Source organism: Paenalcaligenes sp. DL 309 (assembly GCF_057475285.1).
Genome location: NZ_JBYBKW010000013.1, coordinates 1 through 24,210 on the forward strand (window position 1 = coordinate 1; position 24,210 = coordinate 24,210).

26 protein-coding genes and 1 pseudogene are annotated in these 24,210 nt (G+C 41.5%); 12 read left to right on the forward strand and 15 right to left on the reverse strand.

The genetic code is table 11. The annotated features are described in order from the left end of the window. Positions 1-226: 226 nt before the first annotated feature. Positions 227-961, forward strand: a complete 735-nt coding sequence (locus AC2UZJ_RS11605; RefSeq protein ID WP_486950318.1) for a class I SAM-dependent methyltransferase — start codon at positions 227-229, stop codon at positions 959-961. On the opposite strand, the gene yedF is transcribed toward AC2UZJ_RS11605, so the two are convergent. The 5 genes from yedF to cysP form a co-directional block, all read right to left on the reverse strand. Continuing rightward, the gene (yedF, locus tag AC2UZJ_RS11610; RefSeq protein WP_486950319.1) at positions 958-1,200 is read right to left on the reverse strand and encodes a sulfurtransferase-like selenium metabolism protein YedF; all 243 of its coding nucleotides are present in this window, start codon (positions 1,198-1,200) and stop codon (positions 958-960) included. The two genes, AC2UZJ_RS11605 and yedF, sit on opposite strands and share 4 nt — an antisense overlap. Next, positions 1,193-2,377, reverse strand: coding sequence for a selenium metabolism membrane protein YedE/FdhT (yedE, locus tag AC2UZJ_RS11615; RefSeq protein ID WP_486950320.1), 1,185 nt, complete (start codon positions 2,375-2,377; stop codon positions 1,193-1,195). The genes yedF and yedE overlap by 8 nt, the downstream gene beginning before the upstream one ends. A 111-nt stretch (positions 2,378-2,488) precedes the next feature. Then, positions 2,489-3,289 carry a sulfate ABC transporter permease subunit CysW gene (gene cysW, locus AC2UZJ_RS11620; protein WP_486950321.1) on the reverse strand — a complete coding sequence of 267 codons (801 nt, stop codon included), beginning with the start codon at positions 3,287-3,289 and terminating at the stop codon, positions 2,489-2,491. Continuing rightward, positions 3,286-4,146 (reverse strand): sulfate ABC transporter permease subunit CysT, encoded by an 861-nt coding sequence (gene cysT, locus AC2UZJ_RS11625; protein WP_486950322.1) that lies wholly within the window; start codon positions 4,144-4,146, stop codon positions 3,286-3,288. The genes cysW and cysT overlap by 4 nt, the downstream gene beginning before the upstream one ends. 25 nt (positions 4,147-4,171) lie before the next feature. Next, complete coding sequence (cysP, locus tag AC2UZJ_RS11630) at positions 4,172-5,179, reverse strand: thiosulfate ABC transporter substrate-binding protein CysP (protein ID WP_486950323.1); 1,008 nt, start codon at positions 5,177-5,179, stop codon at positions 4,172-4,174. A 174-nt stretch (positions 5,180-5,353) separates the two neighbouring features. On the opposite strand from cysP, the pseudogene AC2UZJ_RS11635 reads away from it, so the two are divergent. From AC2UZJ_RS11635 to AC2UZJ_RS11650, 4 genes and pseudogenes are all read left to right on the forward strand, one after another. After that, positions 5,354-6,064: pseudogene (locus AC2UZJ_RS11635) on the forward strand (sulfate/molybdate ABC transporter ATP-binding protein); the annotation flags it as partial. Between the two features lie 93 nt (positions 6,065-6,157). After that, positions 6,158-6,364, forward strand: a complete 207-nt coding sequence (locus tag AC2UZJ_RS11640) for a hypothetical protein (RefSeq protein WP_486950324.1) — start codon at positions 6,158-6,160, stop codon at positions 6,362-6,364. Positions 6,365-6,442: 78 nt separating this feature from the next. Then, positions 6,443-7,429, forward strand: coding sequence for a magnesium and cobalt transport protein CorA (locus AC2UZJ_RS11645; protein ID WP_486950325.1), 987 nt, complete (start codon positions 6,443-6,445; stop codon positions 7,427-7,429). Then, positions 7,426-8,973, forward strand: coding sequence for a cation:proton antiporter domain-containing protein (locus AC2UZJ_RS11650; protein ID WP_486950326.1), 1,548 nt, complete (start codon positions 7,426-7,428; stop codon positions 8,971-8,973). The genes AC2UZJ_RS11645 and AC2UZJ_RS11650 overlap by 4 nt, the downstream gene beginning before the upstream one ends. A gap of 30 nt (positions 8,974-9,003) precedes the next feature. Here the strand turns inward: AC2UZJ_RS11650 and AC2UZJ_RS11655 are convergent, their stop codons facing one another. Further along, positions 9,004-10,431: a cryptochrome/photolyase family protein gene (locus tag AC2UZJ_RS11655; RefSeq protein WP_486950327.1), complete on the reverse strand. Its 1,428-nt coding sequence runs from the start codon at positions 10,429-10,431 to the stop codon at positions 9,004-9,006. 13 nt (positions 10,432-10,444) lie between these two features. Next, a complete protein-coding gene (locus AC2UZJ_RS11660; RefSeq protein WP_486950328.1) occupies positions 10,445-10,999 on the reverse strand; it encodes a DUF924 family protein in 555 nt (184 codons plus the stop codon). A 118-nt stretch (positions 11,000-11,117) separates the two neighbouring features. Here AC2UZJ_RS11660 and AC2UZJ_RS11665 point away from each other — a divergent pair, with 118 nt between their 5' ends. After that, on the forward strand, positions 11,118-11,645 hold the full coding sequence (locus AC2UZJ_RS11665; RefSeq protein WP_486950329.1) for a hypothetical protein: 528 nt from the start codon (positions 11,118-11,120) through the stop codon (positions 11,643-11,645). Positions 11,646-11,656: 11 nt separating this feature from the next. Further along, positions 11,657-12,022, forward strand: coding sequence for an MAPEG family protein (locus AC2UZJ_RS11670; RefSeq protein WP_486950330.1), 366 nt, complete (start codon positions 11,657-11,659; stop codon positions 12,020-12,022). A 9-nt stretch (positions 12,023-12,031) separates the two neighbouring features. On the opposite strand, the gene AC2UZJ_RS11675 is transcribed toward AC2UZJ_RS11670, so the two are convergent. Then, complete coding sequence (locus AC2UZJ_RS11675; protein WP_486950331.1) at positions 12,032-13,108, reverse strand: AI-2E family transporter; 1,077 nt, start codon at positions 13,106-13,108, stop codon at positions 12,032-12,034. 112 nt (positions 13,109-13,220) lie between these two features. Between AC2UZJ_RS11675 and AC2UZJ_RS11680 the strand changes: the two genes are divergently transcribed. Next, positions 13,221-13,595, forward strand: coding sequence for a glutaredoxin family protein (locus tag AC2UZJ_RS11680; protein WP_486950332.1), 375 nt, complete (start codon positions 13,221-13,223; stop codon positions 13,593-13,595). A 26-nt stretch (positions 13,596-13,621) separates the two neighbouring features. Here the strand turns inward: AC2UZJ_RS11680 and AC2UZJ_RS11685 are convergent, their stop codons facing one another. Further along, positions 13,622-14,107, reverse strand: a complete 486-nt coding sequence (locus AC2UZJ_RS11685; RefSeq protein ID WP_486950333.1) for a phosphate-starvation-inducible protein PsiE — start codon at positions 14,105-14,107, stop codon at positions 13,622-13,624. Between the two features lie 72 nt (positions 14,108-14,179). Between AC2UZJ_RS11685 and AC2UZJ_RS11690 the strand changes: the two genes are divergently transcribed. The 4 genes from AC2UZJ_RS11690 to AC2UZJ_RS11705 all read left to right on the forward strand — a co-directional run bounded on the left by AC2UZJ_RS11690 (position 14,180) and on the right by AC2UZJ_RS11705 (position 19,367). Continuing rightward, positions 14,180-15,742, forward strand: coding sequence for a methyltransferase regulatory domain-containing protein (locus AC2UZJ_RS11690; protein WP_486950334.1), 1,563 nt, complete (start codon positions 14,180-14,182; stop codon positions 15,740-15,742). A 30-nt stretch (positions 15,743-15,772) separates the two neighbouring features. Continuing rightward, positions 15,773-16,129, forward strand: coding sequence for a hypothetical protein (locus AC2UZJ_RS11695; protein WP_486950335.1), 357 nt, complete (start codon positions 15,773-15,775; stop codon positions 16,127-16,129). A 1-nt stretch (position 16,130) separates the two neighbouring features. Beyond that, complete coding sequence (locus tag AC2UZJ_RS11700; protein ID WP_486950336.1) at positions 16,131-17,228, forward strand: ArsO family NAD(P)H-dependent flavin-containing monooxygenase; 1,098 nt, start codon at positions 16,131-16,133, stop codon at positions 17,226-17,228. A gap of 153 nt (positions 17,229-17,381) precedes the next feature. Then, positions 17,382-19,367, forward strand: a complete 1,986-nt coding sequence (locus AC2UZJ_RS11705; RefSeq protein WP_486950337.1) for a BCCT family transporter — start codon at positions 17,382-17,384, stop codon at positions 19,365-19,367. Here the strand turns inward: AC2UZJ_RS11705 and AC2UZJ_RS11710 are convergent, their stop codons facing one another. Genes AC2UZJ_RS11710 through bioF form a run of 6 tightly spaced genes read right to left on the reverse strand, consistent with a single transcriptional unit; the run spans position 19,368 to position 23,749 of the window. Next, positions 19,368-20,729: an adenosylmethionine--8-amino-7-oxononanoate transaminase gene (locus tag AC2UZJ_RS11710; protein WP_486950338.1), complete on the reverse strand. Its 1,362-nt coding sequence runs from the start codon at positions 20,727-20,729 to the stop codon at positions 19,368-19,370. Positions 20,730-20,745: 16 nt separating this feature from the next. Further along, entirely contained in the window at positions 20,746-21,036 is a 291-nt protein-coding gene (gene bioD / locus AC2UZJ_RS11715; RefSeq protein WP_486950339.1) for an ATP-dependent dethiobiotin synthetase BioD, read from the reverse strand. Between the two features lie 13 nt (positions 21,037-21,049). Then, positions 21,050-21,208 carry an AAA family ATPase gene (locus AC2UZJ_RS11720; protein WP_486950340.1) on the reverse strand — a complete coding sequence of 53 codons (159 nt, stop codon included), beginning with the start codon at positions 21,206-21,208 and terminating at the stop codon, positions 21,050-21,052. Further along, positions 21,202-21,984 carry a malonyl-ACP O-methyltransferase BioC gene (gene bioC / locus AC2UZJ_RS11725; RefSeq protein ID WP_486950341.1) on the reverse strand — a complete coding sequence of 261 codons (783 nt, stop codon included), beginning with the start codon at positions 21,982-21,984 and terminating at the stop codon, positions 21,202-21,204. Before bioC ends, AC2UZJ_RS11720 begins: the two co-directional genes overlap by 7 nt. Beyond that, complete coding sequence (locus AC2UZJ_RS11730) at positions 21,984-22,682, reverse strand: alpha/beta fold hydrolase (RefSeq protein WP_486950342.1); 699 nt, start codon at positions 22,680-22,682, stop codon at positions 21,984-21,986. Before AC2UZJ_RS11730 ends, bioC begins: the two co-directional genes overlap by 1 nt. Beyond that, positions 22,679-23,749, reverse strand: coding sequence for an 8-amino-7-oxononanoate synthase (gene bioF / locus AC2UZJ_RS11735; RefSeq protein WP_486950343.1), 1,071 nt, complete (start codon positions 23,747-23,749; stop codon positions 22,679-22,681). The genes AC2UZJ_RS11730 and bioF overlap by 4 nt, the downstream gene beginning before the upstream one ends. Between the last annotated feature and the right edge of the window lie 461 nt (positions 23,750-24,210).

Genomic DNA, 24,210 nt, shown 5'->3' on the forward strand with positions numbered 1-24,210 from the left:
GACAGTGAAACGCCTTAGCGCCGATGATAGTGGGCGAACGCCTGTGAAAGTAGGTCATTGTCAAGCTCTTATACCAAAAACCCCCGTTAGTGATCTAACGGGGGTTTTTTTTATGTCTATTACTTTTTTCATCATTGTTCCTTCATCTTTAATATATAAAACTTATTAAAAAAAGTCTGAAATAGCTTGTGTTAATATATACTTATCTTAACTACGGTAGCTATTTATGACAAATACACAACCCTATCAAACAATTCTACGAACTATAGATATATCAGGTCAAAAGCCGCTAGAGATTTATACGCTATCAGACAGAACGCAGTACTACGATCCCACCGGAGCAGCAGAGCGTTTGGGTATTTGTTCCGCAGCATGGCCATTGTTTGGTATGTTGTGGCCGTCTGGAGTGCAATTAGCTATTAAGATTGCAAAAAAACCCGTTGATCCTAAACAGCGTATATTAGAAATTGGTTGTGGTTTGGCCATTGCTAGTTTGGTAGCTCATCGTTTGGGTGGCAACGTCACTGCTAGTGATCGGCATCCCTTAGCCGGCCATTTTTTGAATAAAAATCTGCTTAATAATAAGCTGCCTGAAATGGCATATAAGTATGGCCAATGGGGCCGGGAAGAGTCTGTGTCATTAGACGACACAGCTGCTCCTATACTATCTAAGCGTTATGATTTAATTATGGGTAGTGATTTACTGTACGAGCCCAGTAGTCCAGCACAAGTAGCCGCCTTTATTCATGAGCATGCTGCCGCTAAATCTGAAGTGTGGGTTATGGATCCAAATCGTGGTTATAGAAACCGTTTTAGCCGAAGTATGGCTGAGTATGGTTTTGACTTGGCACATGACCAAAAAGTTCAGCGCCCATTTGCTTATAATAATAAAGAGGAGCCAGAACCATACTCAGGACGTTTCTTGTTATATAAACGTGCGTTAAAATCGTTTAATGATTAAGCATACACATAAAATAAAAACTCTTGCCCATTACGAATTGGCTCTATAGCTGACCTATAACCGCGTCTGTCCATTTCTTCCGGTATGTTTCTAAAAGAAGAAGGGCAATCCGTAATTATTTGTAATAATTCTCCTGAAGCCATTCCTTCTAATGATTCTAAGGTATAAATAAGTGGATAGGGGCAAGATTCGCCACGTAAATCTAAAGTGAAAGCGGGGTTAAGAGAGGTATTAGGCATAATTAGTAAAGTGCTTATTTTCTTTAATAAAAGTGTAAAAATATAAAATAGCTAATAAAGCTAAGGTAATACTTATAGCCGTAGAGGGGCCAAAATAAGGGATTAGATTAATTTTTTGGCCACTGGCAGCCAATAAATCATAAACTCCCCAGTGATCCCAAGAATAAGCCAATACAGTTGCGCCTATGATATTACCTATAAACACGACCACATAGACAACTTGCCCTTCCATCAATCTATACATCATCCCGGTTTCACAGCTAGTCGCCATTACAATGCCCATACCAAAGAGTAGGCCGCCTACAAAGGTGCTAGGCGCAGCGATTTGAGTAATAGGACTGAGATCTGTATTGCTAATAATAAATAGCGTAATAATAGAGCTTACCCCCATTCCAATGACAATAGCTTTTGTCATGGTGGCTTTGCCTAATAGCCATAAATCTCTAAAAGCAGCTGTAAAACAAATTTGGCCTCGTTCTACTAAAATGCCAAAGCTTAGACCAAACAAGGCACCTATTCCTAATTGGGTTTTTCCGCTATAAAACAAATACATCACTCCACTAAGATAGCCAAGTGCAAATAATTTACCCAAGAGGGGTTGTAATTGTTCATTTTTCTTGCGAGACGGTTTAATTGAGCCGTGGCCTTTGGATAATAATGGACGGCCTTTCCACCAGCGTTTATTAATAATCTGGGTTCCTAAAAAAGTACCCATAGCTGTAGCTACAATAAAAATCCAAGCATGAAAGGAAAATTGCGGTACACCCGTAAAAAAAGCCGCTAAATTGCAGCCCATGGCCATACGGGCCCCAAAGCCGGCAATAATTCCTCCCACTAGGCCTTGCCACAGACGGCGTTTTTGTTGAGGAATACGGATTTTAAAATTATTAGCGAGTAAAACCATGATGAGAGCACCGGCAAACATCCCCCAAACTATCCAACCATCTGAGCGATTAAAAGTGCTGCCATCCATTTTTACTAAGTCAAAATAGGCCCAGTCCGTGGTGTTTACGCCAAGTAAGTGAAGTAAATGCCCACCTAAACGGGTGAATTCACCTGTTACAGCCCAGACCGTACCCGTTAAGCCAAAGTAGAGTGCAGAAAGAACCCCTGCTATGATTAAAGAAAAATAAGGGTTCCAATAGCGATTAAATAAAGAAGAAAGTGTAAGCGACATTGATGAGATCCTCCCAATCCTAGAGCGCCAAACACGTAAAGCTGCTTTTCAAAGGCAGTTTACAAAGGAGTGGCAATCATAGCACAAGTAAAAATAGGATCTCTTTGAGTTTTACACTTTTCTATCTAATAATGTTTTAAAGCTTATGGTTATTAATGCCATTACCGCTAAAAGTAAAGCTGCACTAAATGCGCCTACTACTTTATGGTCATCGTTTAGTTGTTCTACTAATAAAGCAAGGGTTAAGGTTTGACCACGAATAGCGCCAGACACCACTGCCACCGCACCAAATTCACCAATAGCACGTGCATTACTCAAGATCACACCATACAATAATCCCCATTTTATTTTTGGTAGTGTGATGTGATAAAAGATTTGCCAACCATTCGCCCCTAAGGTTAGGGCAGCGTACTCTTGATCTGAGCCTTGTTCTTGCATTAAAGGAATTAATAAACGAGCAATAAAAGGACTGGTAACAAACATCGTCACCATGACTAATCCCGGCCAGGCAAACATTAGTTGTATATTGTGCTCTGTAAGCCAAGGGCCAAAATAACCTTCTGCACCATATACCACTAGATAACAAAGACCGGCTACTACGGGGGAGGTGGCGTAAGGAATGTCAATTAACGTGATAAGTAATTGTCTGCCTTTGAAGCGATAATGAGTAACACACCAAGCTAAAAATACCCCAAATACTAAATTAATCGGTACGCTAATTGCTGCTACTAACAAGGTTAACGCTATGGCATGACGCATGTCTGAATCAATGATAGCGTGCCAAAAACCAGTAAACCCTTGGCTGAAAGCTTGGCTTATAATGAGTAGCAGTGGTAGGACTAAAATAATAAATATGAGTCCTAATGTGAATACGAGCAAGCTACGCTGGGTGTTAGAGAGTGAAGATTTCATCGCTTTTTGAAAAATAAATGTTGTTGAGCTATTTGCAGTCCAAACAATAAAATTAATGAGGTGGCGAGAACTACGGAAGCAATCGCAGCGGCAGAAGCATAGTCGTATTCAGCCAAGCGCACAAAAATCATTAAAGAGGAAACTTCGGTCTGATAAGGGCTATTGCCAGCAATAAATATCACAGCGCCAAATTCACCTAAGCAACGAATAAAGGCTTGTGAAGCCCCAGTAATCAATCCAGGTAATAAAATCGGCAGTACCACATAGTAAAATCGTTGCCATGGTTGTGCCCCTAGGGTTTCCGCCGCTTCTTCTAAGGAGTGATCTAAGTTTTCTATTAGAGGCTGTACAGAGCGCACAATAAACGGCAAGCTTGTAAAGCTCATGGCCACCACAATACCCGGCCAGGTGAAAGCAATTTTGATACCAAAAAAATGAAAATACTGTCCTAACCAACCATTGGAAGCAAATAATGTGGCTAGGGTTAAACCAGCTACTGCCGTAGGCAGGGCAAAGGGTAAATCAATTAAACCATCGACGAATTGTTTACCCCAAAACTGATAGCGACTCAATACCCAAGCGAATAGTAGCCCAATTAAACTAATAATAAATGTAGAAAATAGGGCTGCACTGAGCGTGGTTTTATAGCTCGCCACCACGCGAGGGTGGCTAATAGCAGCCCAGTACTGCGCTAAACTCATGTCGCTGACATACACAAAGAGCGCAGATAGAGGCAATAAAATAATCAGGCTAATGTATAACACACTAATACCTAAGCTCAGCCCAAAGCCTGGCAATACGGCTTTTTGTTTTATAAGGTTTAAGCGCCAGTGAAAAGAAGTAGAAGTGTTAGACATGAGCAAAAGAGAAATTATTAAATTATTATTTAACGAGTAGCTGATCTAAGATGCCACCAGAGACAAAATGCGTGTCTTGAATTTGGTCCCAATTACCAATAATTTCAGTAGGATTAATCAAACGTACTTCTGGTAGCTGGCTTTTTATGGACTCATCGTGCACACGATAGTTGTATTGGCTTAATAGTTCTTGGGCTGGGGTGGCGTATAAGTAATCTAGGTAAGCTTTAGCCTCAGCACCACTTTTTTGTTGAGCTGTGACTTTTTCTACTACTGCTACAGGAAATTCAGCGAGTACGCTCACCGGGGGCACAACAATCTCAAATTCGTGCTTTTTAAATTCATCACTATTAGCAATGTTGATGACTTCAGATTCAAAGGTAAGTAAAACATCTCCCTGATCGTTATTAGCAAAAGCGACGGTAGCACCGCGACCTCCTGTAGGAAAGTTTTCTACGTTATGCAGCAGTTTTTGCACAAAGTCTTGGGTTTGTTGCTCATTGCCGTTAAATGTTTCATTAGCAAATAACCAAGCGCCTAAATAGCTATAGCGCGCATTACCTGACGTTTTGGGATTAGGAAATATCACTTTGACATCTTCACGTACCAAATCATCCCAGTTATGAATGTTTTTAGGATTATCTTTACGCACTAAAAATGCAATGGTGCTGTAGTAAGGGGAGGCATTATTAGGAAATTTCTCTTGCCAGTCTTGCGCTACAAAACCACGCTTAGCGAGAGCATCAATATCAGTAACCTGATTAAAGGTCACTACGTCGGCTTTAAGTCCTTGCATAATCGCTTGGGCTTGTCTAGAGGTACCTGCATGCGATTGTTCTATTTTAAGCGGATTGTTGTTTTCTTTTTGCCATTGCGCTTCAAATAAGGGGTTATATTCAGCAAATAATTCTCTAGCAATGTCATAAGAGGCGTTTAAAAGCGTGTCAGTCTGAGCCTGAGCACTTAAAGGTAAAGCGGTAGCTGTTAGCCCTGCTAATGTAAAATGAACAAAAGTAGATTTAAGTGTGCGCATTAGCTGTCCTTGAAATAACCGTAAATTAATTAATCAATATTTTTATTGTGCAGTGCGCAGCAACTTGGGTAAAAGATGTTTTATTTGTTTGTATATTCTTTTATCATATAAAGAACTTGTTTTATATAATTTAAACTAAGAGGAATTTTACAGACTCATAAAGATGTTTCTACTATGTCCATTAGCATTAAGCATATTTCTCGGCGCTTTGAAAATCATCAAGCGCTAGACCACGTTTCAATCTCTATAGATTCCGGTGAATTAGTGGCTTTATTAGGACCATCTGGGTGCGGGAAGACCACATTATTACGGATTATTGCAGGCTTAGAGTCCGCTGATACCGGGCAGATTTTTCTTAATGGTAAAGACTGCACAGCGATTCCTGTGCGTGAGCGCGGTATTGGTTTTGTATTTCAAAATTATGCTTTATTTCCGTCAATGACCGTCGCTGATAATATTTCTTTTGGCTTGCGTATGTTGCCCAAGGCCAAGCGGCCCTCCAAAGCGCTTATACAAAAAACGGTTCTAGAGTTATTAGAGTTAATACAATTGGAAGGTTTAGGCGCTCGCTATCCAGCGCAGTTGTCTGGTGGGCAGCGTCAGCGCGTAGCTTTAGCCCGTTCATTAGCAGTAAAACCAAATGTTTTATTATTAGACGAGCCCTTCGGTGCATTAGATGCTAAAGTGCGCAAGGAGTTGCGTCAATGGGTGCGCGAATTACATAAAGAGTTAAATATAACCAGTGTGTTTGTCACGCATGATCAAGATGAGGCAGCTGAAGTAGCTGATCGAATAGTCGTTTTAAATCAAGGTCATGTAGAGCAAATGGCCACACCTAAACAATTATTTTCTGAGCCCGCAACGCCTTTTGTAAGAGATTTTTTAGCCGTGTGATTTAAATCGTCTTCAGATAAACCCTAGCGTGCAGATCATCTCAAGAGTGGTACATTTGTTTTGTTAATAACAGAGGAGATGATTATGTCTGAAACAGGGTTCCCATCAGAATCGGCTTCTGCACGTACTTACGAATGCTCCATTTGTTTATGGAAAAAAAATACCTACCCTAAAAATGAACAATTAGTTGAAGGGATAGATGTTTTTTACAGTTGTCCTAAGTGTGGTAATACAAATATTAAAAGCTATCAAAGAAAATCTCGATTTGAACGCTGGTTATCCGGTTTCTAACACAGTGAAAGCAAGCTAAGTGTGTGAATAATACGTGATATATTGGAGACTATTTTCAACATCTAAGCATCTCGATTTATGTCTCAAGATCATTTTTTAATTAAGTCTAAACGTATTAAATACTACGCTTTAAATCAGCCTGCGGTAGAGATAAAGGCAGTAGAATTGTCTGTGCCAAAAGTAGAAGGTGATTTAGTATGGATAAGTTTGACTAACCCCACAGATGAAGAGCTATCTGAGTTATTACCACGATTTGTAAAGCAAGAGCGAGTTATAGATGAAATGCAAACCAAGCATCTCAGGCCAAAAGTGGTGGAATATGAAAAGGCGAGCTTGGTGGTAGCTATCACTGTGCATTTACATAAAGGTGTTGTGGGTTTTGGAGAAAGTCAGATTTTATTTGGCGAGGGTTTTGTAATCAGTGTTTGGCGCAATACTTCTTTATCCGATCTTGAGGTGCAAACATATTTAGAAGAAACGCCTGAGCAAATTGAACGTGGGGCTGATTATGTAGTCGCTGAAATTTTGGATTTCATCACAGATGATTACACAGAAAGTTTATTGCAGTTTGAAAAACAAGTACTTAAAGCAGAAAGGCATTTTTTTATAGGTCGTTCAGAGAAAAGGGACATAGAGCAAGTTTATAGACTACGACGCACTTTATTACGCATACAAAGTAGTATTGCACCGTTAGCTGAGCTTTCACGTAGGTTTATGCGTCAAAATTTATCATATATTGGCGACGATAGCCGGGCTTATTTTTATGAGGTTGCTGATCGTATTGATAGACAAGCCGATTTAATCCGATCCCTAAGAGATACTTTAGCTTTTGCTTTTGAAGCCGGCATGATGATTGTGCAGCTGCAACAAAATGATATTACTAGAAAGCTTGCTGCATGGGCCGCTATTCTGGCCATACCTACGGCAGTAGCTGGGATTTATGGAATGAACTTTACGCACATGCCAGAATTAGATCTACGTTTTGGCTATCCTGCTGTACTTGGGGCAATGGGGGTAGTGTGCGGAAGCTTATATAGACAATTTAAAAAGATAGGCTGGTTGTGATTGAGGCGGTATGGATTGTTTTCGCTTTTAGCCTAGGAATGGGGGTACGTTTTATTGGACTCCCCCCGCTTATTGGCTATTTAATCGCTGGTTTTGCTATTAATGCCTTAGGGCAAACGGTAGATGTCACTGTAGAAAGTACTCAGGCTCTACAACATATTGCGCATTTAGGTGTGCTTCTATTGTTGTTTACGGTTGGTTTAAAGCTCAAGGTAAAGAGTTTAGTGCGGCCGGAAGTGTTAGGCGGAGGTGTACTTTATTTTATTATCAGTGTTTTTTTAATCGCTCCAGGGTTTGTGTTTTTTCTTGATGTCTCGTGGTATACGGGCATTATGTTAGCCATAGCTTTGTCTTTTTCTAGTACGGTTCTAGCGGCTAAGGTATTAGAAAGCAAAGGGGAGTTGCGGGCTTTTCATGGTCGAGTGGCCATTGGTATTTTGGTGGTGCAAGACTTATTAGCACTTGGAGTCATGAGTGTAGTGAGCGGCCAAACGCCGTCTTTGTGGGCCTTGGTGGTGTTTGGTATCCCGTTATTGCGGCCAATTATCTATCGCTTAGTTGACTACAGTGGGCATGATGAGTTGCTGGTGCTTTCTGGTTTACTCCTGGCTTTGGTATTTGGCGGTTTTGGTTTTGAGAAAGTGGGTTTAAGTTCAGAGTTGGGCGCCTTAGCTTTTGGGGCTTTATTGGCCAGTCATCCGCGGGCAGATGAGTTGGCTAAAGGACTTTGGAGTATTAAAGAAATTTTTCTGGTAGGCTTTTTCTTGCAAATAGGGATGAGTGGGTTACCTGATATTCAGGCCATTTGGTTTGCCTTATTTTTAGCCTTGTTATTACCTTTAAAAGGCGTCTTGTTTTTTGGTTTATTAATTGGTTTTAAACTGCGATCTCGTAGTGCTTTTTTAACTAGTTTAAGCCTAACAAATTACAGTGAGTTTGGGTTGATTGTAGCTAGTGTAGCCTTGTCAGACTGGCTCATTCCTTTAGCATTAGCCGTTGCATTTTCTTTTCTGGTGTCTGCCCCTTTCAATCGCTTTGCTCATCCGCTTTATGAGCGCTATAGTCGACGTCTTATGCCCTTGGAGCGCAGTGGTTATCATCCTGATGAGCAGCCATTATTGTTACAAGAGGAAGTGTTAATTGTAGGTATGGGGCGTACTGGCTCAGCCACTTACAAAGCACTAGTAGCACAAGGATTAGATGTGATGGCTTTAGATTCTGATCCTATATTAGTAGAACAGAAAACAAAAGAAAGTATTAACATCATGTTTGCCGACGCCGCTGATCCTGTGTTTTGGCGTCGGCTTGCTGCGCCTAATTTAAGATTTGTGGTGCTGTCAGCCAATGAATTAGAGGCTAAACTTATTGCCGCACAAAAATTACGTAAAAGTGGTTTTTCTGGTTTGATAGTAAGTTATAGTTTGCATGAAGAAAATACTGTGCTTATTCGTCAAGCAGGGGTAGATTTTATTCATGAAACATTTGATGAAACTGGTATTCATTTAGCGGGTTTAGTGTTAGATCAGCGTGAAGCATCTAAATAGAGTAAGAAACTGGAGTACACCCTACCAGTTTTATGCTCCTTTTTTTATTTGTGCATAAGCATCTAAAGCGGTTTGTCTAGAGGATTTAAGCTCCACTAGAGGTCGTGGATAGTCTTTGTCTAGGGTGATGTTGGCGTGTGCTAATACATGAGCTGGGGCTTCAGAAGGCGTAAAAAGATACTTAATGGGTAAATCTTTTAACTCAGGTAAATACTTTTTTATATAATTGCCGCTAGGGTCAAATTTTTCGGCTTGAGTGGTGGGGTTAAAAATCCTGAAATAAGGCGCCGCATCAGCACCACAGCCAGCCACCCATTGCCAGCTGGCACTATTATTTGCTAAATCAGCATCTAGTAAACAATCCCAAAACCACTCTGCACCATAGCGCCAGTCTATTAATAGGTTTTTTACTAGAAAAGAAGCACAAATCATGCGTACCCGATTATGCATGTAGCCTGTTTGCCAAAGCTCACGCATACCAGCATCCACTATAGGGTAACCGGTTTTGCCTTGTTGCCACTTTTTAAGCCACTCGATGTTGTGTTGCCAAGGAAAATCATCAAAAGCGGGGCGTAGATTTTCTGTGGGAAGGTGTGGTAAGTGAAACAATAAATAATAGGAAAATTCACGCCAACACAATTCACGTCGAAAGTGTTCGGTGTTTTCGTTATCAGGTAGCTTTTTTAAAGCATGCCAAATTTGTCTCGGCGATATTTCACCAAAGTGTAAATAAGGTGATAAACCAGAGACATTATTTTTAGCGGGAAAGTCTCTACCTGTTTTGTAATTGTTTATTCTACTAGCTAAAAAATGTTGCAGTTGTAGCTGGGCGTTTTTTTCACCTGGTTGCCAGTTAGCAGCAATGACTGTATCCCACCTCACAGTGGGTAACAATTTTAAAGCCTTTAGATTAAGCAGGTTGTCTTTATCTGTGACCAATCTTTCTAAGCTGTATGGTGCTAAAGAAGCAAGAGGAGTGGAAGGCTCAGGTAGATCTGCTAATGTTTTGTAATACGGCGTAAATACTTGATAATGCGTACCATCTTTTTTATGCACCGTCCATGGCTCATGTAACAACGATCCGGAATGGCTTTTAGCTAAAATGCCATTATCTTTTAAATGTTTTTTTATGAGAGAGTCACGATGAATACGCCATGGCTCATAACAGCGGTTCCAATGTATGGATTTTACATTAAAGCGCTGTGTGAGCTTAGTAATAATGGCTTGGGCATCACCTTCATAAATATTGAGCTTGCCATTTAGACTATGATTTAACGCTTCCAAGCTATGGTGCAACCACCAACGGCTCGCTGCACCCATAGCAAAATCACCTGCATTTTTCTCATCCTGTATATAAATAGCTAATACATCACCTTGTTGTATAGCGGTTTGAAGGGCAGGGTTATCGGTTATGCGTAGATCTTGTCTGAACCAGCAAATGTTTAGCGTTTGATTCATAAAGTGTTTTTAATTAGAAGGAAGAGTTGGGCTCTTGGAGGAAAAGTTTTTCTTCTGTGGTGGAGGTACGGCCTAGTATTTTATTACGATGAGGATAGCGCCCAAAACGATCAATAATTTCTTTATGTAATACCTCGTATTTATAAGCGGAAGGGCTTTCTTTTTTTATTTGAAAAAATAATTCCAAAGCTTCCTGATGAATAAGGGCCGATTCAGAATGCATGTAAGGCATCAAAGTAAACTGTTTTTCTGCAGAGGTTAAATAGTTATATTCTACGCGTTTGATCGCCTCTTGCGCTAAGGCAAGTGCCATTGCATCATGGGCAAATGCTTGGGGTGTATCACGCCATATATTTCTGGAAAATTGATCTAATACAATAATTTCAGCTAAACGACCATGTATAGAGTGACGCCAGTGATGGCATTCACCTCTAGCTGCTGCTTCAGTAGTAGATAGAAATTGCCGCTTAATACGTTGATCTAAACTCATATCCTTCATAAACCATTGTTCAGGGGTCAAGGAATGAAACCAAAAATGTAATACGGATTGAGGGCTATGGATACGCATAAAAATTCTTCCTTGTTAATTGTTACATATAGATATTTTTTAGTTGAATTATTAGGCTAAAGTAGAAGTATAGATGCATAGAAGTGTTTTTAACAGATGAATAATATGGGAGGCAATTATGACTGCCAATGTATTATCTGGTGAGCAATCTAATACAAAAATTGTTGCTGTGTTTAAAACTAAAAGTGCAGCAGAAGAATGTGCTCAAAAAATTCAAGAAAAAGGTCTAGACCCCAATCAGTTTGATATTGTAGCGCCTAATGAGGAGGATTATTCCGATAAGTTAGAGCCAGAAGATCAAGGTGTTAAACGTACTGCTATTAAATCACATGTTTTATTTGGCATACTAGGTTTAATATTTGGTGCTGTATTGTGGGGTGTTTTATATTATTTAGACATTTCTTTACTTAGGTCAGCACCTATTGTGAGTTTGATTGCTTTTTTGTTTGTTGCCACCTCTGGGGGGTTAATGTTTGGTGGCTTTATTACTATGCGCGTTGATCATCAGGTAGTAATTCAAGAAGTAGAGACAGCTGTCCATGAAAATCACTGGGCTTTAGTGATGCACTCACGTACTCCTGAGCAAACGCATACAATAACTGAAACCTTAGATAGTTTAGGGATAGAAAGCGCACGTAGTTTTTAAAAAATGAATTTATGTCTATAACGGTTTTTATTTTCTTAGCGGCTTTGCTGCCTTTTGTGGCAGCAGTGAGTGCCAAAGCAGGGGGCAAGGGCTTTAGCAATCACGAGCCGCGTGACTGGTTGGCACAGCAAAGTGGTTGGCGCGGACGAGCAAATGCCGCTCAGGCTAATTTGTTTGAGTCCTTGCCTTATTTTTATGCCGCCTTATTATTTGCACATTTTAACGGTAATGACTCTGTATTGATTAGTGGGTATGCTGTCGCTTGGTTATTACTTCGTTTAGCCTATATTTTTGCCTATATCAAAGACAAGGCCTCGCTACGTAGCTTGTTGTGGGCTCTTGCCTTTGTTGTAAATGCATTATTACTATTTTCGTAACCATAACGTTTATTCTTTGCGACTCGCTTCTTCTTGGCGTTGAATGGCGGAAGGGAATAAATCCCAACAAGCCATAAACATAGCAGCGATGAGCGGCCCCACCACAAAACCATTCAAACCAAATACAGAAAGTCCGCCTAAAGTGGATATTAAAATAATGTAATCGGGTATTTTCGTATCTTTACCCACGAGTAGGGGGCGTAATATATTATCTGCTAAGCCAATTACTATTAAGCCATAAGCGGTGAGAATAATCCCATGCGTGACAGCTCCACTACTAAAAAAATAAATCGCTACGGGGGCCCAAATAAGTGAAGCACCTACTGCAGGAAGTAGAGAAAGTATTCCCATAAGTACTCCCCAAAATAAAGGACCTTCTACCCCTAAAATCCAAAACATAATGCCACCCAAGGCGCCTTGGGTAGCTGCAACAGCAATGTTGCCTTTAACTGTGGCACGTATTACGGTGGTGAATTTTTTAAAGAGATGGATTTTTTGATCATCACTTAAAGGAATGAGTCTAGTGCAATGTTTGGCAAGCTCGGAGCCATCTCGTAATAAAAAGAATAATAAATACAGCATTATCCCTAGGCCAATAATAAATTGAAAGGTATTTGAGCCCAGGCTAAGTGCTTGTTTGGTGAGAAATTGCCCTGATTTAACGGCAAAATCTGAAAATTTATCCCCTAAATCACTGAGATCGCTAATACCAAATCGTTTCAAGGCATCTGTAATGCTAGGAGGGAGTGAGGAGAGCACTCGCTCTAAATATACCCCTACGTTGATATCCCCACTATCCATGCGTTTATACAGCATAATCATCTCTTGCATGATGGAGGTGCTGATTAAAATAACCGGAATAATTACGAGTAATATAATGAACAATAAACTTAATAGCGCTGAAATGGTTTTACGACCATTGGTTTTTTCTAATAGTTTGCGTTGTACCGGTGCAAAAATAATAGCAAGAATAATGCCCCAAAATATCGCCGCATAAAAAGGTAAAAGCACCCAAATAAAAGCAAGCGATACCACGCTAAGCAGTAAAATAAAACTGTGAAAATACAGCCGACTTCGTGTAGACATAACAGGCCTTTAAGTAAGTGCAGTGCGTATGAGGTGTACTACCATGTTAAATTAGATGCATATATATAAATAGCTGAATAACTATTCAGGGAATATTAAAAAAAGGCATTTTATGATCTTAAAAGTAATTCGTAATGGTTTGGGCTCAATCATAGCGGGTATTGACTGTATAACTAGACCTGCTAAAAAACAACGTAGCCCGCAAGTACAAGCACAAGTAGATGAGGCGGCAAAAAGTTTAGCTTTGTATCAGTTCAACGCTTGTCCATTTTGTATTAAAGTGCGCCGTGCTATGCATAAACTTAATGTACCTGTGCCTTTGCGTGATATTAACAAAAACCCAGCAGATGAACAGGAGTTAATTCAAAAAGGTGGCCGTCGTAAAGTGCCATGCTTACGTATAACTGAAGCAGACGGCACACAGCGTTGGTTGTATGAGTCCAATGATATTATTCAGTATCTAGAAACACGTTTTGGTAGTCTTTGAAGGTTTGCATAAGAGCATAGAGTCTTTTATGGTTCTATGCCTTCATGGCTTTCATCACTCACCCGGTGGCTTTTGGTGTTACCCTCAACAGCAGGAAAGCGAGATGAGGCAAAGCGCACTACTAAGACGGCAATAGCAAGTAATAAAATAGCGCCAGAGATATAAACCACCCCCATATTAGGGTCATTATGATGAGAGATATCAGAAATCATCAGGCGGGTTAAAGCGGTAATCGCCACATAGATTAGAAAACGTACCGGCATGTGATTCGTTTTAAAATAAATCCCTACCATGGCGCCTAGCTCTAGATAAATAAAGAGCAGCAAAATATCATCAATTGTGGCTGTACCTTTTGCTAGCATCTCTAAGGCAGCCATAGTACTAGCCCAAACGGTAATGCCACCTATTACAAATAAGGCGAGGTAATGGAACGCTTCTACTAACAGGTTTCCGATGGATTCCGCGTAACTATGTAAGCGTACACGGAGTTTATCAGCTTGGTTTTTGTTCACTGGAAAAGCCCCTTGGGTTGAGTAAAAACATAATTGTAATCTTAGGTGATTGAATAGGCGAATGTCAGGTTTATGCAGGATTTGGATCAAGTTTTAGAGCAGTTAGCGGATTCTTATCAGGAGACGCCTTATTTTTCCAATGCTTTCAAGTGGTGTGCCCCTGGCTATATTCGCGCTGCGGCCCATTTATATGGTGTAACACTCCCGCCTGTTTCCACCGCGAGAATTTTAGAAATAGGCTGTGCCGCCGGAGGGAATTGTTTACCAGCTGCTTTTTTATACCCTAATGCCAGCATAGTGGGTATTGATATTTCTGAACACCAAATACGTGAAGGGCAAGGAGTTATTAAACGTGCTGGCTTAAAAAACATTCAGCTGTATGCTAAATGTTTAACAGAAATTACTCCTGAATGGGGGGAGTTTGATTACATTATCATGCATGGTGTTTTGAGCTGGGTGCCCGAGGAAATTCAACCCGCTTTATTTAGGATTTGTCAGCAAAACCTAAGTGCTGAGGGGGCGGCTTATATTAGCTTTAATACGTATCCAGGCTGGAAGGCACATGAGTTATTGCGTGAGATGATGCTCTGGCATAGTGCTGAATCGACTAGTACTCAAGCACGTATATCAGCATCACGCGATTTGCTACCTTTTGTAAAAAAAGGTTTAGCAGCAAATAATCCTCTGCAGCCTATCTTTGATCATGTGATAAAAGGCATTCCTACCTCTTCGCGTGATGATTATTATTTAGCTCATGAGTATTTAGAGTTACATAATAACCCCATGTATCTGACTGAATTTGCCCACTTAGCGCAGCAATATGATCTTCGCCATGTGGGGGACGTGGAGGTAAGAGAGGATTTATTAAAACCACATGGCTTACATGCTAATACTGCTTTTAAGCACGTAGCTCAAACAAAAAAGAATCCACTTGAGCGGCAACAGCTGTTAGATTATGCCGTGGGTAGAAGTTTTAGAAAAAGTTTGGTGCTACGAGAATCGTTTGCGGCTAAGTATGCCCATGAAGCTGATTTAACACGTTTGCCTGATTTATTGTTTGCGGGCTGGTTTGAAAAGCAGAATGCCTGTGTCTATAAAACCCTAACAGAGAAAATCCATATTGAGTGTGAAAGTGTGCAAACGATGCTTGAACAATTGGGACAAAGTTGGCCACGTCCAGTGTCCGGAAGGGATTTGAAAATTTTTGCCCAACAAAAAGGAATAAGTGAAAAGTTAGCTCAGAGTGCCTTAGAGCACTTATTTTTATTTGTACCTATTGAAGTGTGTCGCAGTTATGAAGATTTACCGTATTGTTTGCAAGATTATTATGTGGGTTTAGTGGATGGGGTAGAGCAGCTAGCGTGGGATCGTCAACATTATAAGTTGCATATTAGTGATTTTAATGCGTGGTATGCGAGTAGCATTGAGCACTTCACTGCAGCTGAACTGTTTGTTATGCAGCGTTTAAATGAAGGTAGGAGTGCTCCCTTAGTTGCTTCAGATTTAGCCAAAGTATGGCGTGAAAAAAAGGAGCCAGAGCGCCTGTTTAGAAATAATATGGACGCCTATGAAAAAGCCCTAGAGCTAGTTGACGAGCTCATTGCCAGATTAAGAAAATATGCTATGTATATTTAAGGATTTAAGGATTTAAGGATTAGGTGAATTATGAATCGATTTGATATTACTAGAGGCCGCGTGACCTTTTCTATTCCTACGGTTATAGAAATAGAAGGGGAAAAAGTGTGTATAGATGAGTTAAATGTGCAAGAACTAAGAGAGGATTATGAAGGCAATCTTTGTGCGGTGGAATTAAGGTTTGAGACGGAATTTACAGGAAAAATAGCCTTGTTCATTAGATCTTCTTATGACGAGTTTGTGGTGGCCTATGGCACCCTAGCAGAAGAGGAATCTATGGACGGCATGGAGTATGAGCATCCTGAAGACCAACCTTATGATATTTTGCCAGAGGGAGAGATTTCGGAGGAGTTTAAAGATAATATTCGAATTATTGGAGAGTATTAACTTGGGACCACTGCGTGTTGGATTGGAAGACTCTTGTAAGTTATCGGAAGATTTTTACGATGTGATTATTGTTGGGGCTGGGCAGGCTGGTCTGTCGGTCGCCTATTTTCTGCGTAGAACAGGACAATCGGTGCTGCTGTTAGATGCTGAGAAAGAAGGGGGTGGAGCTTGGCAGCATGGATGGGACTCATTGAGATTATTCTCTCCGTCTTCTTGGAGTTCTATCGCTGGTTGGCCTATGCCTGAAACAAAAGAAATTTACCCAAGTCGAGATCAGGTGATTAGCTATCTTCGACAATACGAAAAACGTTATGAGTTCAATATTAAGCGTCCCGTTATGGTGACGGATATTGAACTCATAGCCGGTGGTTTCAAAGTGAGTGCTGGCGCTAAAAGTTGGCAGGCTCGGACGGTGGTAATGGCAACAGGTACTTGGCGTAATCCGTACATTCCGAAAATTACTGGTCTAGAAACCTTTACAGGCCACCAAATGCATTCGGCACATTATGTATCTCCCGAGCCATTTACTAATCAAAAGGTATTGATTATGGGGGGAGGAAACTCAGGAGCGCAAATTTTAGCGGAGGTGTCATTAACCGCTGCCTCTACAACGTGGGTCACCCTACAACCTCCGGCTTTTTTGCCTGATGATGTGGATGGGCGGGTGCTTTTTGAGCGGGCTACTGCTCGGTGGCGAGCTCAACAAGAAGGTAGAGACCCTACGGATCTCCCTGCTGGGTTTGGTGATATTGTTATGCTGCCACCTGTTATAGATGCTAGACGACGCGGAGTATTGCAGGCTATAGAACCCTTTGAGCGGTTTACCAAAACGGGAGTGCAATGGGCGGATGGCACAATAAAGGAGTTGGATGCGATTATTTGGTGTACGGGATTTAGCCCGGCGTTACAGCCATTGGCGTCCCTTGGCATAGTGCAAGAGGATAGGGTAGATGTAGATGGAACGCAGGTAAGCCAGATGCCCGGCCTTTGGCTGGTGGGGTATGGGGAATGGACTGGTATGGCATCAGCCACATTAACTGGAGTGCTGCGCACAGCACGAAGCACGGCCAGTGAAATAGACGGGTACCTTAGACAATAGCTGCGGTTTAGTTTCTATATCACGGCACAGAAACCGATGACGATAAGAAGCCCTTTGCTTTAGCTGGGTGAGCTTCGAAAGATTGTGTATGATTAGCCCCTTCTATTCTTTTTTATTAACTGAAGCCGCGGTCAGCCGCGCTTAGGACTTCCTATGGATACGGATAAGCCACAGCTTAGTAGTGGCAGCATTAACCCACCTGTTTTTTATACATCAGCATTGCTGATTATTTCTTTGGTTTTATTTGTTGGCTTTTTGCCACAAAAATCTCAGCAACTTTTTAATCAAGCCCAAGGCTGGATTATAGACAATGCGAGCTGGTTTTACATTCTGACTTTGGGTCTGATGTTGATTGGAACGGTCTTTATGGCCGCTAGCCGTTATGGCGACATTAAACTCGGCCCTGATCACAGTGAGCCCGATTATAGCAATACCTCCTGGTTTGCCATGTTGTTTTCTGCCGGTATGGGGATTGGCCTCATGTTCTTCGGTGTAGCTGAACCTGTGATGCACTTTCTCACGCCGCCTACGGGCGAGCCCGGCACCACAGAAGCCGCTCGTGAAGCCATTAGATTGACTTTTTTCCACTGGGGTTTACATGTTTGGGCGTTGTATGCCGCAGTAGCGCTAATTTTAGCTTTCTTTTCTTATAGACACGGTTTACCGCTAACGCTGCGCTCAGCCTTATACCCTTTCATTGGTGAGCGTATTTATGGCCCCATGGGGCACGCTGTGGATGTTTTCGCCATTATCAGCACCGTACTTGGCATCGCCACCACCTTAGGCTATGGCGTATTGCAAATTAACACGGGCTTAAACTATTTATTTGATCTGCCCATTAGTGCCAATATGCAAACACTGCTTATTATTGGCATTACGGCTTTAGCAACGCTATCGGTGGTATCAGGTTTAGATAAAGGGGTAAAAATTCTTTCCGAAACTAACCTGTTTTTAGCTGCGTGTTTGCTAATTTTGGTATTGGTTTTTGGTCCGACTTCTTTGTTGTTAGAAAGCTTTGTGGAAAACACGGGTGGCTATCTGTCGGATATTGTTAATAAAACCTTTAACCTGTATGCCTATGATCAAACCGATTGGTTAGGTGGTTGGACATTGTTTTATTGGGGTTGGTGGATTTCTTGGTCTCCTTTTGTGGGGATGTTTATTGCTCGTGTATCGCGTGGTCGTACCATTCGTCAGTTCGTAGTGGGGATTTTAATTGTTCCATCGGGTTTTATCTTTTTATGGATGACAGTCTTTGGTAATACGTCTATCCATATGATTATGGATCTGGGCATGACCAGTTTGGCGGAAACCATTCAGGCGGATAGTTCTATAGCTTTATTTGCTTTTTTAGAGCACTTTCCTTTTTCCTCCTTTTTATCTTTTATTGCCATTATTATGGTGATGCTGTTTTTCATCACGTCGGCGGACTCCGGTTCTTTAGTGGTGGATATGCTCGCTTCCGGCGGTCAGACGCGCACACCTGTGTGGCAGCGCATTTTCTGGGCATCTTCTACAGGGGTTGTGGCTATTGCGCTATTAATGAGTGATGGTTTAAATGCCTTACAAACCGCCACCTTGGTTAGTGCCTTACCTTTTTCTGTGATTCTATTGATTGCTTTTTGGGGGCTATTTAAAGCCTTGGACACGGACTCCACCAAACGTGTTTTACGTCAGCAAAGCGCAGTACATCACCCCAATCGCCAACAGCAAAGCGAGGGGGGTTGGCAACGTCGTTTACGCAGTATTGTGATGTTCCCACGTCGCTCTCATGTGAATCGTTTTATTGAGGAAACCGTTTTAGGTGCTTTTGAATCGGTGTCTGATGAATTGCGTAAGCAAGGCTATCACACCGCCATTATTAATAATCCAACAGAAAAACGAGTGAAGCTTGAAGTGCAGCATAACGAAGAAGCCAACTTTGTGTATGAAGTACACCCTCGTGCTTATGTACGCCCAAACTTCGAAGCAGAAGACAAAGGTAAACCCAGTGATGACCGTAAATACTTCCGTGCCGAGGTGCACTTAATGGAAGGGGGGCAAGATTACGACATTATGGGTTGGACTAAGCATGAAGTCATTGAGGACATCATTGATCAATATGAGCACCACATGCATTTCTTACATGTGGTGCGTTAATTATTCTCTACAAGCTACGTCTATTCCTTCTGTAGCAATACGAGCTAGTTCATAAATATGTGATTTTTCAATGATGTAGGGGGGCATAAAATAAATCACATTCCCCAAGGGGCGTAAAAGAGCACCTTGGCTCATTGCGTATTCAAAAACACGCAGACCTCGACGCTCACGCCAGTCATACGGGGTTTTTTTGGCTTTGTTTTGCACCATTTCAATGGCCAAAATCATCCCCGTTTGCCTGACTTCAGATACATGAGGGTGCTCATGCAAATGAGCGGTGGCATCGGTCATGTGCTGTGCTAAAACTCGATTTTTGACGATGGTGTTGTTCTGTTCTAATAAGTCCAGAGTAGCAAGTGCTGCGGCACAAGCTAAAGGGTTTCCTGTGTAGGTATGTGAGTGTAGAAAACCATTGAGTTTTTCGTATTCATCATAGAACGCTTTATAAATGGTTTCTGTAGTTAAAATGGCAGCCAAGGGGAGGTAACCTCCCGTAAGACCTTTAGATAACACCATGAAGTCGGGAGTCATGTTTGCTTGCTCACAAGCAAACAAAGTACCTGTGCGTCCCATACCTACAGCAATTTCATCCACAATTAAATGAATATCATACTTATCACAGGCCTCACGTAGCAATGATAGGTAAATAGGATGGTACATGCGCATGCCAGCAGCCCCTTGGACTAAGGGCTCAAGAATAACAGCGGAGATCTCATGGTGGTGCTCAGCTAATGTTTGCTCCATGAGTTTAAACATTTTACGGCTATGCGTTTCGTAATCATCGCCTTCGTCACGTAAATAGCAATCAGGTGTGGGGACTTTAATGCAATCAAATAAGAGTGCTTTATAGGTATTTGTATACAAAGGAATATCGCCTACCGACATAGTCCCAATCGTTTCACCATGATAGCCATTGGTTATGGTAACAAAACGCTTTTTTTCTGGGCGCCCCACATTAATCCAATAGTGCAGACTCATTTTTAATGCCACTTCAATACTGGAAGAGCCATTGTCAGCATAAAACACGCGGTTTAAGCCCTCAGGAGTGATTTTGACTAATCGCTCCGATAACTCAATAACCGGTTGGTGGCTAAAACCAGCTAGCATCACATGTTCTAATGTATCTACTTGATCCTTAATGCGCTCATTAATATAGGGGTGACAATGGCCGAATAAGGTTGTCCACCAAGAGCTAATTGCATCTAAATAACGATTTCCTTCAAAATCTTCTAGATACAAACCTTGTGCTTTTTTGATAGGGATGACAGGCATAGACTCATGGTCTTTCATCTGGGTACATGGGTGCCACAATACGGATAAATCACGCTGCATCCATTGTGCATTTAAAGAGTTATTAGACATAATTAGTAGTTGTTTATTAATTGTGTAAATGTGGGAGATGAAGATAGGAGGAAATAGCTGATGCTGAAGCATGGGGTAAATATGGCACCACACCTAAGCAAGGCATAGATAGGCTTTGCATTAAGTAGTCAATATTTTCCTGTGCCGCCTCGCTATGTGGTGTGGCATGATTTGCTATCCAACCAGCAATGCGAATACCTGCGCTCTCAATCGCTTCTACGGTAAGCAAAGCGTGATTAATACAACCTAATTTAATTCCTACCACTACAATAACAGGCAGTTGTAAGGTTTTAGCTACATCAGACAATCGTTCACTTTTATTAATTGGAACATGCCAGCGTACAACCAGAAGCGATAGGTTTAGCAGCTAAGGTGCTGAAACCTTGCTGTTTAGCTAAATAGAGTAAAGCGCAGGCGATAGTTGTTTTACCGACGTCAGTGTCAGTTCCTGCAACAAAAAAAGTACGAGTTTTTAGCATGGCTTTCTTAACACTAGATAAATTATTTTCCACGATAAAGGAAGCCCTTGGGGCTGTCTAAGTTTCTCGTAGGCAGCGTGCAACTGTTGCCATCGAGCTCTGGCACCTAAATGAGGTCGTCTTCCTGCATGTAAGTGATTAACCCCTAGATCACGTAGCTCATGCCTTAGCTGTCTTAGTTCATCATAATAGTAGCAGTACGTTTTTTCATGGAGATTTACCAGCGAGAAATGGCTAATCGTGCACATGCTTTCGTATTGTTGCCTAGTCCTAAATTGATTAACATGTGTTTCGTTATCTACCATTGCCCAACTGTTTTTTAATTCAATTAAGCTACCTTCTAATACACTACTGAAAACCAATAGACCGCTGGGACGTAGCACCCGTTTGCATTCTGTCAGTGTACGCTCAAAATTTAAAGACCATTGCACTGCTAAGCTACTAAAAATAATATCTATACTGTTGGCCGCTAAAGGTAGATGCTCCATATCAGCGCATAGATAGGCATCGGCTTGTTGATGCTGACGTGCATGCTGCAGCATCCCTAATGCTAAATCAGCGGCAGTAATTTGGGCTGAAGGAAAGCGTAGCTTAAGTTGTTGGCTAAAGTGACCTGTGCCTGCCCTTAAATCCAAAACGTGTTTAGCTGATAATGAGGTGGGAATTTGTTCAAGTAAGTGATTGCCCACGGTACGTTGTAGATAGGCGACGTGATCATAGGTGGCTGCAGCAGCAGAAAATCGTTGGGCAACGGCTTGCTTATGAATACAAAACATCACAATGACATAATAAAAGATTGGGTGAGTTGAAATACTGCCTGCGCATGGCTAAAAGGAAAAGCGTGGCTAGCTGCAGGCAATATATGTGAGCAAATAAGAGGGTGCTGGTAAGCCAGTAGTTCTTGTGCTTGACTAGGGACTAAAGCGTCATGCTCGGCAAAAACATGAAGTTGGGGGGTGGAGAGTTGATTTAAAAGATGCGTGTTATTAATAGTCTGCAACATATCAAGCCCCCATATTTGGGCTTGATGGCTAAGCTTAGTATCTATCCAAGTAGTGCTTAATGTACGTAGTTGTTTATCTCCGTGGACGCAAAGACGCAAAAAATGCTTTAGGTTGGACTCGGGAGCAGTTAAGGTATTTTGATAAAAGCGAGTAAACTGAACTTGTGACATGGCAGCAGGCCATGTGGTATTAGCCACAAAGCTAGGATTACTGCCTAAGCAGACTATAGCTTTAAGTGGATGCACTGCAGCAAGTTGTATTGCTAACATACCACCTAGAGACCATCCTATCACCAGACTATGTTTTGGGATTTTTTGTTTTAAGTACGCTAGACTGAGCGCCAAAGAGCTTTGATGATAATCACGCAGGTTGATGATTTTACAAGACATGAGCTCAGCCAGATGTTGTTGTAAAGGCTCTAGTACTGATTCATTTACTCCCCAGCCATTAAGGATATATAAAGAATTCATGATTGTTTAAAATAGAGTAGAGCGAGCGTGTTGAGTAGAGCGTCGATTTGCTCATATTGGTGATCTGCAGTGAGTGTAATACGTAGACGGGCACTGTTTTCAGGCACAGTAGGGGGGCGAATGGCACCCACTAAAAAGCCGTGGCTTTGTAATTGCTGTGCTAGCCACATAGTACGAGCATTATCACCAATAATAATAGGCTGTATGGGCGTGCTACTAGGTAAAAGAGGTAATCCTCGTTGTTGTGCTTGTTCTCTAAAGTAATGGATGAGTTTTGTCAGATAGTGTCGACGCCATGCTTCTTTATCAAGTAACTCCAAAGTTGCTAAGCTTGCCGCAGCCATTGCGGGTGAGGAAGCTGTGGTGTAAATGTAGGGGCGCGCAAATTGAATTAAATACTCAATAAGCTCCTCAGAACCAGCTACAAAAGCGCCGGCTGTGCCCAACGCTTTTCCTAATGTCCCCATGAGAATAGGCACCTCTTCAACTCCTAACTGGTTACTCTCAAGGCTACCTGCACCATGGGCTCCCAGAACCCCAAAGCCATGAGCATCGTCAATCATGAGAGCTGCTTGGTGTTGTTGACTGATTTTAGCTAGCTCCTTTAAAGGGGCAATATCACCATCCATACTAAAAACCCCATCGCTGACAATGAGTATGTGTCCTTTTGCCTTTGTGATACGTTGTAAAAGATGCGGCATATTTGCATGTTGATAACGCATAAAACGGCAGTTAGCTAATAAGCCTCCATCAATTAAAGAGGCATGGTTGAGTCGATCATGTAGGAGCGTATCGCCTTTTTCCAGCACAGAACTAAGCACTGCCAAGTTAGCCATATAACCCGTGCTAAACAATAAAGCACGAGGGCGTTTTGTTAGTCGGGCCAAGGCTTGCTCTAACTCTTCATGTATTTGGCTATGGCCCGAAACTAAATGGGCTGCTCCAGCTCCTACTCCCCAGTTTGTCGCCCCCTTTTGTAGTGCCTGAATAATAGTTGGGTGATTAGCAAAACCTAAATAATCATTTGAACTGAAGTTATAAATTTTTTGATTATTTATCTCTGTAATGGCAGCTTGAGGTTTATTTAGACTGGTGCGCCTGCGGTAACGATGTTTGTTGCGTCAGACGTTGGCGTATACGTTCAAATATCATGGAGTAGGGGGGAATCATAAAAATAAAAAAGCCCAGCTAAATAAATAGCTGGGCTTTGAAATTTTGGCTCCCCGAACAGGGCTCGAACCTGTGACCTGCGGATTAACAGTCGGAAATAGCGCAAACAGAGTCAATGGGTTTATTTCATACAAATCAATGGCTTGCAGCGATAATCATCTGTTTTTTTAATGCCAAAATTGATTCATTTTGTGCCCTTTTTACGTGTTTTAGGACATGATTAGGTCATAGTGAAATGAGAGTCGCTTACAATTAATAAACGAAAAAATGTGAGGATAAAGATGAATGATGAAAAGAAAGTGGGGAGTGGGGTTGAACCGGGTCAATTAACAAGTTTAATAGAGCCCATTGCGCAGAT